General features: G+C 43.0%; 15 protein-coding genes and 2 pseudogenes. All 17 read left to right on the top strand.

The window, feature by feature from the left end; genetic code table 11:
• Positions 1–334 precede the first annotated feature (334 nt).
• The 17 genes and pseudogenes from gspG (at position 335) to TT12_RS04615 (ending at position 14798) form a co-directional block, all read left to right on the top strand.
• Positions 335–802 carry a type II secretion system major pseudopilin GspG gene (gene gspG, locus TT12_RS04675; RefSeq protein WP_045452738.1) on the top strand — a complete coding sequence of 156 codons (468 nt, stop codon included), beginning with the start codon at positions 335–337 and terminating at the stop codon, positions 800–802.
• A 263-nt stretch (positions 803–1065) separates the two neighbouring features.
• On the top strand, positions 1066–1389 hold the full coding sequence (locus TT12_RS16665) for a hypothetical protein (protein ID WP_243443387.1): 324 nt from the start codon (positions 1066–1068) through the stop codon (positions 1387–1389).
• Positions 1317–1628: a protein-disulfide reductase DsbD domain-containing protein gene (locus TT12_RS16660; RefSeq protein ID WP_306304327.1), complete on the top strand. Its 312-nt coding sequence runs from the start codon at positions 1317–1319 to the stop codon at positions 1626–1628. The genes TT12_RS16665 and TT12_RS16660 overlap by 73 nt, the downstream gene beginning before the upstream one ends.
• Before the next feature lie 67 nt (positions 1629–1695).
• Entirely contained in the window at positions 1696–1953 is a 258-nt protein-coding gene (locus TT12_RS16655; protein WP_243443386.1) for a hypothetical protein, read from the top strand.
• A 2-nt stretch (positions 1954–1955) separates the two neighbouring features.
• Positions 1956–3659 carry a cytochrome c biogenesis protein CcdA gene (locus TT12_RS15285; protein ID WP_306304326.1) on the top strand — a complete coding sequence of 568 codons (1704 nt, stop codon included), beginning with the start codon at positions 1956–1958 and terminating at the stop codon, positions 3657–3659.
• Positions 3602–3829 (top strand): thioredoxin domain-containing protein, encoded by a 228-nt coding sequence (locus tag TT12_RS16650; RefSeq protein ID WP_243443385.1) that lies wholly within the window; start codon positions 3602–3604, stop codon positions 3827–3829. Before TT12_RS15285 ends, TT12_RS16650 begins: the two co-directional genes overlap by 58 nt.
• A 614-nt stretch (positions 3830–4443) precedes the next feature.
• A pseudogene (locus TT12_RS16635) lies at positions 4444–5614 on the top strand (phospholipase A); the annotation flags it as partial.
• A gap of 27 nt (positions 5615–5641) precedes the next feature.
• Positions 5642–6283 (top strand): ComF family protein, encoded by a 642-nt coding sequence (locus tag TT12_RS04650; RefSeq protein WP_243443382.1) that lies wholly within the window; start codon positions 5642–5644, stop codon positions 6281–6283.
• A 41-nt stretch (positions 6284–6324) separates the two neighbouring features.
• A complete protein-coding gene (locus TT12_RS16630) occupies positions 6325–6492 on the top strand; it encodes a hypothetical protein (protein WP_243443381.1) in 168 nt (55 codons plus the stop codon).
• Between the two features lie 366 nt (positions 6493–6858).
• Positions 6859–7365: a GspH/FimT family pseudopilin gene (locus TT12_RS04645; protein ID WP_045452525.1), complete on the top strand. Its 507-nt coding sequence runs from the start codon at positions 6859–6861 to the stop codon at positions 7363–7365.
• Positions 7365–7847, top strand: a complete 483-nt coding sequence (gene pilV / locus TT12_RS04640; RefSeq protein WP_243443380.1) for a type IV pilus modification protein PilV — start codon at positions 7365–7367, stop codon at positions 7845–7847. Before TT12_RS04645 ends, pilV begins: the two co-directional genes overlap by 1 nt.
• Positions 7848–7929: 82 nt before the next feature.
• Entirely contained in the window at positions 7930–8931 is a 1002-nt protein-coding gene (locus TT12_RS04635) for a prepilin-type N-terminal cleavage/methylation domain-containing protein (RefSeq protein WP_045452523.1), read from the top strand.
• 20 nt (positions 8932–8951) lie between these two features.
• Entirely contained in the window at positions 8952–9809 is an 858-nt protein-coding gene (locus TT12_RS04630) for a PilX N-terminal domain-containing pilus assembly protein (protein WP_045452520.1), read from the top strand.
• A 42-nt stretch (positions 9810–9851) separates the two neighbouring features.
• Positions 9852–10817: a hypothetical protein gene (locus TT12_RS16625; protein ID WP_243443379.1), complete on the top strand. Its 966-nt coding sequence runs from the start codon at positions 9852–9854 to the stop codon at positions 10815–10817.
• On the top strand, positions 10814–13708 hold the full coding sequence (locus TT12_RS04625; RefSeq protein ID WP_243443378.1) for a pilus assembly protein: 2895 nt from the start codon (positions 10814–10816) through the stop codon (positions 13706–13708). The genes TT12_RS16625 and TT12_RS04625 overlap by 4 nt, the downstream gene beginning before the upstream one ends.
• 65 nt (positions 13709–13773) lie before the next feature.
• Positions 13774–13839: pseudogene (locus TT12_RS19285) on the top strand (prepilin-type N-terminal cleavage/methylation domain-containing protein); the annotation flags it as partial.
• Between the two features lie 500 nt (positions 13840–14339).
• Positions 14340–14798 (top strand): type IV pilin protein, encoded by a 459-nt coding sequence (locus TT12_RS04615; RefSeq protein WP_045452515.1) that lies wholly within the window; start codon positions 14340–14342, stop codon positions 14796–14798.
• Positions 14799–14990: the final 192 nt, after the last annotated feature.

Below are 14990 nucleotides of genomic sequence, written 5' to 3'. Positions count from 1 at the left end.
TTAAAAATGGTGATAAAAATGAGATAAATTACCGTCAAACAAGGAAAGTAGCGCAAATAATATCGAGATATTAACAAGCTATTTGACGATGTTTGGCAAAATTTAGCTATTTTTAGGCCATTTAGAAAGTAAACGATTGAATTGAGGACACGCCCTAGATAAAAATAAAATCATGGTTTATAGTGATAATCGTTTCAGTGCTCATTAATACGCCGATCATTAATGTTACTTGAACGCCACTTTTCCTATTTACATCACCCTGATGCCAAAAGCGATGACAAAAGCGATGACTATAATTGACAAAATTCAAGTAACTACTATGCCAATAAGTGCTATGAGTGCCAACAAGCCAGCTCCTACAAGAGCCCGTCAGCCACTGCCTATGCGTAATAACCAGTCTGGATTTACTCTGATCGAGATCATGGTCGTGATTGTAATCTTGGCAATTCTTGCAGGCTTAGTTGTCCCGAAAGTGGTGGGACAAAGTGATAAAGCTCGCGTCAAGACTACTGAAACAGCGCTTGCTACAGTATCCAACGCCCTTGATATGTATAAGGTTGATAATTCGCGCTATCCGACTACCGCACAAGGTTTAGAAGCATTAACCACACCGCCAGCAGAGGCCAAAAACTACCCAGATGGTGGTTATATCAAAGGCGGCTATCCAACAGATGGCTGGGAAAATGAGATGCAATATGTCGCCCCAGGCAGTGAAGGTCGTCCTTATGATTTATTCTCGCTGGGTGCAGATGGACAGCAAGGCGGCGAAGGTCAAGATGCTGATCTTTATGCCCAATTATAAGTATTAGCTTGATGAGCAATTAAAATATGGGTAGTTAACGATCCCTTACTCAATAGTATGTTTATTGGTGACGGCCGCTCTAATGCTCTTAAATATCAACCAATAAGACCTTATTGGTTGATATTTTTATATCAGTAAATAAATGGCGTGGCATTCCATAGGTAGTGTCAAACCATCCATTTTTCCAACAAGCTATACGTTTGATACCAGTCATATCGCCCCGCTCATTTGTTATTAAAATCAGCCAGTAGAGGTCATTGCTCATGTTTACCAACAAACTCAATTCACAAGCCGTCATTACAAATAAACGAGTCTCTAAGTTGCCTCACGCACTTGCAATCATGAGTACTTCATTGATGATAGGGTTGTCAATGGCATCTATGAGCGCCCAAGCTGCAGGTTTGGGCGAGTTATTTGCTAATAATGGTGCCGAAAAATCGAAGTTTTTGCCTGTCGATAAAGCGTTTCAAGTTATCAGCAGCTCTAAGGCTACGTCTAAGGCACGCGCTTATCTATTAATTTTGATATTACGCCAGGCCATTATGTCTATAAAGATCAGCTTACTCTCAGTTTTCCTAAGGGCGTGAGTGCAACCCTCTTTACTTTTAGTCAGTCGCCGGTCTCCATTGACGACCCAACCTTTGGTAAGGTTCCCGTTTTTACCCAAAAAAATATGGTAGCAACCACGACTCTGACTACTAACAATGGTAAAGGCGCAAAAAATGCACCGATTATCATTGGCTGGCAAGGCTGTGCAAAAGCTGGGCTGTGCTATCCGCCAGAGAAAATCAAAACCACGGTTGATATCGCCGTGACACGCAAATAGACCACAAGCCGATCGACTCAAATATTGGTAATAAATAGCATATTAGGTAATAAATAGGTAGCTCTTCATGTCCATCAAGACAATAGAAAAAAAACCATCGCTAACGGTACATCGCTCGTCCAAAAAATCTTATCTACTAGCATTTGCGGTCTCTAGTAGCTCGTTGTTTACAGGACTGGCTGCGATGCCCATGATGACTCATGCGGCAGGGCTGGGTGATTTATTTAGCAGTGATAAAAGTGCGGCACAGACGAAGTTTTTACCAGTCGACAAAGCCTTCCAAGTCAGCGATAGCAGTAAAGCTACCAATAATGCACGCGCTTAGCCATTAATTTTGACATTACGCCTGAGCATTATGTTTATAAAGACCAAATCAAACTGACGTTGCCAGCTGGCGTGACCGCTGCGCCTTTTACCTTTAGTCAAAAGCCAGTTTCAATCGATGATCCGACATTCGGAAAAGTACTGGTGTTTGACCAAGCGAATATGGTGGCTACGACGACCTTGAGCAGTAGTAATGGTAAAAGCGTCAACGATGCCGCCGTGGTGATTGGCTGGCAAGGTTGTGCCAAAGCAGGACTATGCTATCCACCCGAAAAAATTAAAACGACAATTGATATCGCTGCTGCAACGCCACAAATTCCAGGAAATAGCGCCAGTACTTCTACTCAAGAAGCTGCTAACAACAACAGTCTGACAGGTAATAACAATACCGCCGAGTCAAGTGCAACGGTTGCCGATAGTCTTGCAGCAGAGCAAGCGCTGACTGATGATGGGGTGATTGATTACGCCTTGTTGGATGATGAGGCTTTAGAGGGAGAGCTTGGCGCCACCAATACGATTTCTGGCGCAGATGAACAAGGCGTCGATGGCACTGCGACAAATGAGGTTTCTGCGACAACCAACAATACTGTTGCTGGAAATAATGCCACTGATAGCGATCCTTTTGGTCTGGCTTCTCATCCTTGGTTGGCATTGGTATTATTGTTTTTAGCAGGGCTGGGTTTGGCATTGACACCATGCGTACTACCAATGTTGCCAATCGTTGCCAATATCGTTGCCCGTGAGGAAAACCCAACGGTGAAACGCGGTGTTATTCTCACCACCAGTTACGCTATTGGCGTGGCAACGGCTTATGGTATTTTGGGCGCAGTTATCGCCGTGTTTGGTGAATCATTAGGCATTATCGGCTGGCTACAGAACCCTATTATCCTGATTGGTTTTGCGATTGTTTTTGTCCTACTTGCACTATATATGCTGGGTGTGTTTAGTATCCGCTTACCGAGATTTATTAGTAGTAAAATGCAAGGCTTGAGTCAAGCAGGGGATAGCAAGCTGGGTAGTACGGGCGGTAGTTTAATCGCGGGTTTCTTATCTGCGCTCGTAGTATCGCCTTGTGTTTCTGCGCCATTGTTTGGGGCACTGCTTGCCGTATCGACGATTGGTAGTCCACTACTGGGTTTTGCGGCTTTATTTATGCTGGGTTTTGGTTTATCCGCACCGCTTATCTTAATTGGTGCCACCCAAGGTAAAATTATGCCGAAGGCGGGCGCGTGGATGAACTGGGTCAAGCAAGGTTTTGCCTTATTGCTCTTTGCCGTTGCTTTATTATTAATTGAGCGCGTCTTTATCTCACCCGTGATGCTAATGGTATGGGCGTTATGGTTTATGGTTGTAGCGATGTGGGCGTGGAGTTGGTTGGGTAAAGGTCGTATGCTGACCCAAGCATTAGGGTTAATCGCTGGTATTTGGGCAACTTGTTTAGTCATCGGCGCGGCGTTGGGTAACGATGATAGTTTGCATCCGCTGGCATCTTTAAGTGCTGCTCCGACGATGCAGACGACTGGTCAGCCAGCCATGAGTAATACAACAGATAAAACCGTCACAACGCTGACTGAGTTAGATGCCATTATCGCCGCCAACCTAAAGTGCTTGTCGATGTCACTGCTGAATGGTGTATCGAGTGCCGTATTATGGATAAAAACTTATTCCATAATCGTCCAGCGCAGATGCAGGATTGGCAGTTGGTGAGACTGGATATAACAGAAACTACGAAGGATTCTAAAGCAATCTTAGCGCGCTATAAATTGTTTGGCCCGCCAGCATTGCTGTATTATCAAGACGGTCAGTTGACCAATCAACAAGTAGGTGAGATTGATCGTCCAGAGTTTGAACAAACGTTGACGATGCTTAATAACTGATGCTTAATAAAACGAATAAGTCTTTTCTAAAGGCTTAACAATACAAAAGAGCCAATGTACTATTCATACAGTACGTTGGCTCTTTTGTTTTTGCCAATGGTTACCTGTCATCCTGACGCTAAGCATTTGGTTTAGCGTTGATTATTGATATTTACATTGGTATAGGGCAGCGATAAGGCTAGTATAGTACACACATTTTCATTACAATAAAGCAACAATGCTGAAGGCGCATTACTCGTTGTAATTGCTGACCTCTATGTCTGAATGTCATTGGGTTTATTTTAGCGATGACGCTAATGGTCATACTCATTATCTTATATACTCTGCTGGCGATAATGTCAGTTAGATAAAGGACACTTATGTTTTCCCATATCACCGCACAGCGCCGCTCTATGCCTCTTATTACAGCACGCAAAAACACTTTATTTCAGACAAGAAAGCATTATTTGAATATTGCTGTTGGTCTAGCGCTAACCTGCTTTACCGTGCAAGTCCAAGCTGCCGATAAAACTCAGAGCGATAATGAGTTACCAGTACCGGAGGCAGCGTTTGAGTTTGAAGATTATCAGGTGTCACAGGATGCCAATACAGCTGCGCAAGATCGCCAAGTAGTCAGTAAAGAATTTATCGCTCAGCAAGCAAAATTGTTTTTTGAATGTACTCAAGTACAGACCAGTGCCGCCCGTTTGGCTTGCTTTGACAAAGTAGCCGAAGAAGGTAAAACACCGAGCTACACCACAACTAAGCAGCCAGTAGATTTGGCAAAAACCTTTCAAAGTACGCTTTCAGGTAATCCGCAAGTTGTCTTTGTAGAAGAAAAATCTACCATTGCTGGTGCTAATAATGTCGCTACTGACTCAGTGGCGCGCGCGCTGCTACTAATGAAGGTTTAGACACCGTTGGGCTAACGCAAAGAGAAGCACAAGTTTTAGAAAATGTTGGGGTCACTCAAAAAGATATCGAAAAATATACACCGCTTAGTTTATCCTATGATCTCGATAAAAACAGTGAGCGTGGGACTTGGACTGTCAGACCATACCGACCGACCTATGTATTGCCAGTATTTTATACCTTTGACCCTAATCTAGATCCAAGCACGCCGTCACAGGAAGCAGAGTCCTTTACTTCTAATGACATACGCAATACTGAACTAAAATTTCAGTTGTCTTTGAAGACCAAAGTTGCCGAAGACTTATTCGATACCAGTGCTGATTTGTGGTTTGGTTATACCAAGAGTCACATTGGCAAGTTTATAACGAAGACAACTCGCGACCATTCCGTGCCACCGACTATCAGCCTGAAATATTTTTGACTCAGCCAGTGACCGCAGACTTACCTTTTGGTGGTCGTCTTCGTATGCTTGGTGCTGGTGCCATTCATCATTCTAATGGACAAGACGATCCGTTATCACGCTCATGGAACCGTGCTTATCTCATGGCAGGGGCAGAGTGGGGTAAGCTATCAATCGTACCGCGCCTGTGGGCTCGAGTGAATAGTGAAAGCAGCAGCAGTGAAGACAATCCAGATATCGAAGACTACATGGGTTACGGTGATATCAAATTCTTATATGATTTGCCTGATCAACAGAGCCTGAGCGGTACATTGCGCTACAATCCAAGCACCAATAAAGGGGCGGCGCAAGTCGATTATATTTATCCATTATCAGAAAATGTTAATGGCTTTGTGCAGGTTTTCCAAGGCTATGGCGAATCCATCATCGATTATAATCACGAAAATACCTCTATTGGTTTTGGTATCGTACTGAATGATTGGAAAGGTTTCTAATATCAGCGCACATTTTGATAATCGTCCATGCGACTTTTAGCGCCTTATCAAACCGGACTATGGCTGGCAGAGTATCTCGATATACGCTGCCAGTTGTGCCGTGTTTATCGCAGCACGCCACAATCTCAGCTATCTCAAAATTACCTCTTATCAAATATTAGTAGCTTGCCAACGGCTGATTCTATATCGCACTCTCTAAAGACCCTGCCAAACGATCCTTCATTTTTTGCTAATTTGCGCCAGCAATTCAACCACCGTTTTAACAGCGGACTACTTTGCTCACATTGTCATGACAGTATCGCGTGGTTGCCGAAACCTTTCAATGTTGACATTGCTTCTGGTAAAGTTTTATCTATCCAAACGGCGACTTATTATGAGTATCCGCTACGTCAAGCGATCAGAGCTTTTAAGCACCATGAAGACATGACCAAATTGCCGTTATTGTTACATGCTATACGTCAGCTACCACGTCCTCATGGTTGTCATCATGATAATAGCGTGATTGTCGCCATGCCAACAACCGAGCAACGACTGGTCAAACGTGGCTTCGATCCTGTCAGTATTTTATCCGCACAATTGTCTAAGCATTGGCAGATACCTTTATGGCATGGTGTAAAGCGTATTGACGACACTGTCAGTCAGCAAGGCTTACACGTGCTGAGCGCCTGAGTAATCTAGACAATGCTTTTGTTTTAATCGAAAAGCCTCCTGTGAAACGCTTATTATTGTTTGATGATGTTGCGACCACGGGTGCTAGTTTACAAGCATTGGGGCGTACACTGCTTACCCCGTCTGAAACAGTCACCATGTCAGATATTCAAGCCAATCGTAAATACCATCTTTCTGCCTATGCTTTAGCGCATGGAAATCAGTCTTAAAATCTGTTCCTCTCTATTGATAATCACTAATATGTTGCTAATATGTTGCCTTAACGCTATATTATTAAAATAATATATGTTTATTTGTTATTAATATCCAAGATATGATGCTTATCACTCAATAGCATTGCTTATAAAAGGATGTTTTCTAAATAGCTTGCATAACTGCTATGGCTATTGTTATTTCTATGCAAAACTTTTGTTAAATATTATGGAACAAAAATTGCAGCATTTTGATTAAATGACAATAAAAAGACTGGCAAAAATGATATGAAAATATGAAGTCATTGTTAGTTTTTTGGTCCAGTATTGGTATTGGACAAACAATAGTTATTATAAAATTGCCGTTATAAATAGGGATTTGATGTGAACGCATCTACAAATAATCTACCACTTACGCTACGAACAACCAACTCAGGATTTACCCTGATTGAACTGATGGTAACGATTGCTGTGCTTGCGATTATTGTCGGTATTGCCGCGCCCAGCATCAGTAATCAGTTGGCTAATCAAAGAGTGAAGTCAACGACTGCGACGCTCGTTAATGCACTAAAAGAAGCTAAGGTAGAGAGTATACTCCGTCGTCAGAATGTAACTGTTATATATACGAATACTACCACACCTAAAACAATCAGATTACAAGCTGGCGGCAACGATATATCTAGCTATAGTATCAGTGATAAAAGTGTTGTTACCCAAACGATTACCCCATCTACGGTAAGCAATATTGTTTTTCAACCAAATAAGAAAATGGCTAATAACGCCACAGTAGTATATACCATCTGTGATAGCGGTTCTAATAGTGAGACGCCTAAACAAGTAAGTCTTACTAATATTGCTAATGTTAATACTCTAAATGCTGGGAGTTGTTAATGAGGATTGAAAACACACAAGCAGGCGTGGGATTAATAGAAGTGATGGTAGCGTTACTATTGCTAGCTGTAGCTGTACTAGGATTTAGCGCCATGCAAATGTCAGCGATAAAAGCAACAGACGAAAGTTTAATGCGCACTCGTTCTTTAGCGATTATGCGAGGCGGAGCAGAGACAATGCGTACTAACCCTAGCGGTATTGCTGCTTTCAAAACAGCGATAAACGGATCTTCAGATAGTGTTACTGTTGATAGTAAAGTTATAACTAAAAGTAGTTGTGTTACGAGTGCTAATACTGCACCTACAGCAGCAGCCAGTTGTACTATTAATCAGCTGGCGACACGTGATGGATTATTACTAAAATCATATGCAAGCGCTAATGATATTAATATTGGTATGGCACCAAACGGCTGTCCTGGCACGTCGGGCAATCAAGAACTTCAGTGTTTTGTGGCAAGCTGGGAGATACTACCGTTGATTTGAGTGATACTGAACCTAAAGCTTGTGCCAAAGCAAATGGTAGTTATAAGAATGGTGCTGAGTGCTTTATTATGGAGGCTTACTGATGTCATATAATCCACAAAGCAAGTATATGAATGTTCATCAAGCAGGCTTTACGTTAATAGAGCTCATGATTTCTTTAGTGCTTGGTTTAATTGTCTCTGCAGCCGTTATTCAAGTATATCTGATCAATGTAAAAACAAGCAGTATTCAGGCAAGTGGTAGTGAATTACAGGATGCCAGTGTGTTTGGATTGCAGCAATTGGAGAAAAGTATTCGTTTAGCGAATCTTGGTAATCCAACCACCAGAATTGATGGCACTACTCGCAATGGTGGAATTGTTTTAACGGGTCTAAATGTTGGCGTTCCGAACACCCCGACTCCTTATCCTAATACGGGATATCTGACCAGACGAGCAGGCGATACAGCTGTCGGTACGAACGGGTGGACAGGTATATCAAATACCAATACCGATAGCGATCAATTGACAATTCAATATACTAATATAACAGGCGCTCCAATGATAGATTGTGAAGGTGCCACTGCTGCTGTTAACGATATCGTTATCGAGCGTTATTTTGTACGTCTGGCAACAAGTAATACCAGCACTACCGCTATTAAGGACTTAGTATTGGCATGTGACGCCGGACGCGTCAATAACGCTGGTGGAATAGCTACTTTCACGCCAACAACAGATTCAAAAAACTTTGGACAAGCAGGGCAAGAGTTTATCGTTAATGTCGATCAGTTTAAGGTGTTATTAGGTGCCCAGTACACCACTGGAACTAATGCAGGACAACTTATTTATCTACCTAGTAGCGCCTATTCATTAATAACAACTCCTGATAAGGCAGCTATAACAGCTGTAAAGATTGGCTTAATTGTGCATGGTAGCACGCCTATTATAGGTAGTGCTGAACAGTCAGAATTTGCCTTATTAGGTCAGTCGCCTACAGATAATAAATTGAAAACAGATAGCAGTAGTAAAAAGAAAGTCCGTAGCACTTATGAGACCACAACATTGTTACGTAACGCTCGTGTCGTCAATATTAACACTAGCCTATAGCTTATTGAAGGAGACTAGAAGTGATTCGACATCAGGATTTATCAAGTTCGACACAAAAGCGTATCAATATTGGCTTGGCATATCGGAGTACCGAGCAAGGGGCGACGCTGATAGTAGTCTTATTGTTTTTAGTGCTTATTATGTTGGCAGGTGCTATCGCAGTCAGGCAAAGTACGACAGATCTTAAAGTTGCGACTAGCGATCAGATCAATACGGTGTTGTTGCAATCAGCAGATAGCGCCAATCAAAAACTAGAGACGATGGTAAATGGTAGTCCAGCATCTGAAGGATATAAAGATGTCACAAGCGCAACAGGCGCTCTTGGTCATTTTATATTGTTTGAAGAGAATAAAGTGAATGAGTTTATCTATTGTTTCAATCCGCGCACCCAAAGGTATCTGACAAAAGTGGCAACAGTTAGAGCTCCTGGTGGCGGGTATGTTGATGGTCTTAATAACGGTGTCTGTAATTATGCAAATGCATCCGATTATACCAGTGCTAGACAGGCTGTTATGACACAGATGAGTATTGCTCTAACGCCTCCTAGTAATGATGCTACTCCATTTGAACATGTTGTCATTGGTAAAGAAATTGAAGATAGAACCAGTAAAAAGTATCAGTTTGATATTCGAGCAAGCTCTGCGCTACCTGCTTATAATGAGCCTAAGGTAGGTGCAGATAAGTGTTTTGAGCAGACCAGTATCAGTGCCAACGTTGTTTCAGGTAAACAATCATTAAATGAATGTTTACTAGCAGCCAGCACACCCAGCAAAATGCTATATGAGCAAGCAGATGTTGCAAATCTATCTTCTTCTACAGAATGTATCCCATTCGGTAGAGGAGGACAAGCAGGATGTGTATTAGCATCCTCACCTTAGTCTCCTTACTCATTTTATTATTTACATAGAAGGATAGAGGTCATGAAACGACTCAATAATGTATCGCCAGCTCAAGATAGTAAGGTATTACCACTCAAGTATCTGGTCGTGGTCATGGCATCCATGATGGTGATGCCTGTTGCACAAGCTGATGTCGCGGGCAAAAGAATCGGCGATTTAGAGATCTATAAAGCGGCTGAAGGCGGTAAGACTACCATTACTATGATGTTAGATACATCAGGTAGTATGGCAGCCAATTTTACTAAAGGTGCCTGTGATTTGCCTTCAGGTGTTTCGAATAACCAAGTCAGTATTAATACTCAAACTTCTACTACCACGCCTAGCTATACTAAAAGATACTGTGAGGTAAACAACAGCAAGAGATACTATTATCGTTTATCTCCTGAGGGTCAATGGTATCGCTGCGGGCCTAGTGATGGTTCTGGTGATAGCAGTTATAACTATACATCGATATGTGTGACAGCAGTGGCTAATCCTTCCTTAGGGAGTGAATATAGTTTTGTCACCTCTGGTTCTGACAATAAGTACTACTATACCTCTACTAAGTATTATGATCGTTTAACACGCTTAAAAGATGCACTTTTTACTTTGATGGACAATACCTTATTAGATCCAAAAAAAGTTGCTATCGGTATTGGTCAGTTTTCATCACAAAGTGGTAGCGATAACTTAGTATCATTCAATGAATCTAATGGCCTTGCCAGCGACGCTGATAGTAAAACTGGCAAGATACTAGTGCCTGCTGCCTTAGTAGACTACGATCAACGTGCGAAGATTAAAGCTGTTGTAGCTGCTGCGGGTGGTGGTGGTAATACACCGACCGCTAATGCCTATGCAGAAGTTGGCGCCTATATGCTAGGTAAAAATACTTCTGCTTCTACGTATAGTGGTTATGACAAATCAGTTCCACCTCAAAAAGCGGTGGTAGTTATAATAGTCCTCTGTCATCACCTTCATCTTGTGATGGACGCGGTATCTACTTCTTGACAGATGGTGAGCCCAACAGCTCCCCTAATCCTAACTATGTAATGCAATTAGCGTTAGGTGCCAGTTCATTTAGCATACCCTCTGTGACGCTTCCTAATGGTACTCAAAATAATAATGGAATGCCACAAGTTGGCGCATTTGCCAAAGCCTTACGTGATCCAGCGATTAATCCTTTAGGCACGAATCGTGAGATATATACCGCAGTCGTGGGCTTTGGCTCAGTGTTTGATGTTGATGCATCAGATATCGTCAATTTACCTTATACTAACCCCAAGACCGGTATCACTGCCAACCGTGATTTTTATAATTGTGCAAACATATCCAACATTGATGCAAGGAACGCCTGTAACTGGGGTGAAAAAGCACACCCCGATCTGCCAGGGGTTGGCGGCTTTGGTGAAGGCGGGTTCTACTCAGCGCAGTCCACAGAGGATATCGTCAAGAGTATTACTAGCTTTGTTAGTGGCTTAAATCAGAATCTCCCTTCTACACCTTCAGGCACCATCATTATCCCTGATGACCCGTATCGTGCCGACAGTCAGTTAGCAGTTGCCTACTATCCGACCTTACAAGCGGATGTGAAGGGTAACGCTGTGATCTGGGATGGTAATATGAAAAAATACCTGCTCAATGAAGGCACGCTCTATGGTAGTAATGATAACAAGCTATTTAAAAATGTAGCTGGTGAGTTAGAGCCAACAACGCCTGACTTGTGGTCTGATAAGGACTATAGCGGTGCCAATAACGATGTGAAGTCGGGCGGCTTTTATGCGCTATTAAACACTCCTAAAACTGGTGTGACATCGACCAGAACCTTATATGTTGAAGATTTGAACGGTACGACGCCAGTACTACGAAAGTTTGGGGTAAATGATTCTGGCAAGGTCGTGGTAGATAATGCGGCATTGACCACGACTTCATTTAGCGATACGGCTACCTTTGATGAAATCACTCTCAGAAGACTTCTGAACTTCTTAGGATTCGATAATCTACCGAGTACAGCGGTCAAAGATATGACCCTCACCACTGATAATGCGACTGTGCCTATCAGGGTAGTTGGGGCGACCATTCACTCAACACCAGCTGCGGTATCGTATGCCGCCACGCTAGATGAGGATGGTAAGGTCACGGCGACGCGTGATGATTATGTCTTATTTGGCTCAAGCGAAGGTGGTCTGCATCTGGTAGATGCAGATAATTATAGTGCTGGCGGTGATGGTGGAAAAGAAGATTTCGTGGTCATCCCCAGAGAGATACTCAGAGATAAGAGCAAATCTCTCGCGTTAGTTGATGATGCAAACAAAGCAGAGATAGGCTCACCGAACTTCGGTATCGATGCGCCTTGGCTGGTCAGTGCAGACTATAAATACGATTTAGACAATAACACCGTGAATATCGCGACGGATGGTAATAAAGGCCTCTATGCTTATGGTGGTCTGCGTATGGGTGGCGAGGCTTTTTATGGTCTTAACCTGACGACCAGAACCAGCCCAAGCATGATGTTCACGATCACGCCAACTAGTACAGGCTTTGAACGTATGGGTCAGATATGGTCTAAGCCTACCAAGGCAAAGATCAAAAGAACCAGTACGGACACAGGCACTGATGTGCTAGTGTTCGGCGGTGGTTATGACATGTGTTATGAGTATGAAAAATTCCAAGTGGGCGTGACCGATACCGATTTGGGTGCGTGTTCAGGCATTGATAATGTACAAGGTAATGCGGTATACATTATCAATGCCCAAGATGGTAGTCTGATATGGTCAGCAGCTGGTACTGGCACTGCATCAACGACAGTCAATACGATGACGAACAGTGTCGTCGCAGGCATTACCACCCTCGATCGCGATAATGATGGCTTTATGGATCATATCTACTTTGCCGATTTAGGCGGTCAGCTGTTCCGTGCTGACTTTACCAACGCGGGGTTCAAGACGCCAAGCGCCATTGGCTCGACGCCGACTGGCACACCAACGACGACGACCGCATTTGCTAATACGCGAGTGACGCGCATACTCAGTGGCGCTTATACGGGTACCGATACCAAGTTCAATCATCGCTTTTATGAGCGTCCAGTGGTCAGCTTCCATCGTAACTCTCAGAGTAACAATTTATTTGCGCTTGTAAACGTCATTTCAGGCGATCGCAGCTCGCCACTCTCAAAGATACGTGATCTGAGTAAGTCCGATAGACTGTACGGGATTATGGATACCGATGTGACCAAAGCGGATAACTTCTTCTATGCGAGTAACTTTACCTCTACAGCGGCTGCTGCGGGCGGTCAGAGTATATCCAACTTATCCGCTAATAATACCGATGCCAGTAATCTGGTTGAGCTACCGGGTAAAATAGGCACCCTTGGTGCAACAGGATATACGCTAGAGCAGAAAAACGTCGTCAGTGAGCTGATGCGTCAGGGTACCAAGCAAGGCTGGTACTATCCACTGACTCGATTCGATGGCTATGGCAATGTACGCTATACCAAAGGTATCGGAAAATCACAAGTTATCGATAGCTTCTTATATACGACAGCATACAATCCAGATATGAGCTATGGCTCAACAAACACTTGCTCAGCCAAAATCGTTGGTGGCTCAGAGCGTCAGCTATACTGCCTACCATACGGTATCTGTACCGATGCCAATTCCAAAAACGGTACCGGCGGCTTTGTCAGAGCAGGTCAAGGGCTACAAGAGCTAACCCTAGGACCACGTAGCTCGACACTGTCGAACCAGCGTTTGCTCATCGGTACCCGTACACTGGCAGAGCGTGCGACAGATAGGGTGGATTTCGGAACGGATACAGGCAAAGACGTCTATACTCCGATCAATGAAGCACAGGGCTTAGGTTCAGCAGATCAGATTCTCGGAAGCGGTAGCGCCCTGAGTTGATATTTAATGAGCGTTATACACTGCAGCCTAAAACTTGGTATGAAGTAGACTGATAGGATAGTCGCATGAATGTGAAGGCGTTAAAACAACAAGTAGGCTTTACGCTCATAGAGCTGATGATAGTCATTATAATAGTGGCTATCTTAGCGGCGATTGCGGTTCCCTCTTATCGGCAATTTGTAGTACGTAATGCTGAGTCACAGGTACAGGCAAGAATGCAGGAGCTGGATATAGAGCTCAATCGTTGGCGCGCTAGTGCTCTGACTTATAAAGGCTTTACACCCAAAAAAGTCGCAAGTAATGGCGATGTCAGTTATACGTATGATGATCCAACTGACAATAAAACAATCTATGTACCTAAGGGTAGCGATAGTACCAATTTCCATTATCAGATTACCTTAGTAGATCTTGAAGGCAATACTTTGTCACCACTACCTCCTACTGATCCTTTAGTTTCAAGCTATTCTACTTCGGGTAGCTCGTGGCTTATGTTGGCAGAGCCAAACACTTCATTTGAAAGCTCAGGTGCGCATATCATTATGCTGAGTAGTACTGGAGTACGATGCAAAAGTAAAGACAGAACTATTACCAGTACTGACGATGACTGTGGTACAGGGGAGGAGAACTGGTAATGCAAACTTCTACCAAATCATCTAAAGCACTATGCAAGCAGCAAGGCTTTACTTTAATCGAGATGATGATTGTTGTTGCCATTATCGGTATACTTGCTGCTATCGCCTATCCTAGTTACCAACAATACGTCATCAAAACCAAACGCACCGACATGATGAGCGAGATGCAAAATATCGCTTCAGAGATAGAAAGTCGTAAACTAGCGCAAGGTAGTTATAGTGCGATTAGTGCAGGTGTCAAAACAGATTTTTCTACTGCATACCCAAGGCAGGGTACTCAGCTATATGATGTGACCATAACGGATCCACTCGTTGCTAAATGGATAATTACTGCCGCCCCTAAGCCTAATAGCCAAGTAATTAAGGACGGTACACTAACTTTGAATTATCAAGGTATTAAATGTCGAGGTACGGGGGTAAATAAGAAATGCGGTACTGGCGAGGAATGGATTAAATAGCATAAATATAATAGAGATATTATTAAGCTGACAAAAATTGTCAGTCATCTTTACCTTACATTACTTATCATAGGTGAACTGACAATTTTCAGTATCTTAAGCGTAACATTTAGCGTCAAACTTACGATTGTTTGTAAACTAAACATAGTAAATCACGCTGTTAAAGGTGTTTTTGAGGGTAGAATTATTGTA

It is taken from the genome of Psychrobacter sp. JCM 18903 (assembly GCF_000586475.1).
GTDB lineage: Bacteria > Pseudomonadota > Gammaproteobacteria > Pseudomonadales > Moraxellaceae > Psychrobacter.
Note: the sequence above shows the minus strand (reverse complement) of the source record. Positions and strands in the feature narration are given on the sequence as shown.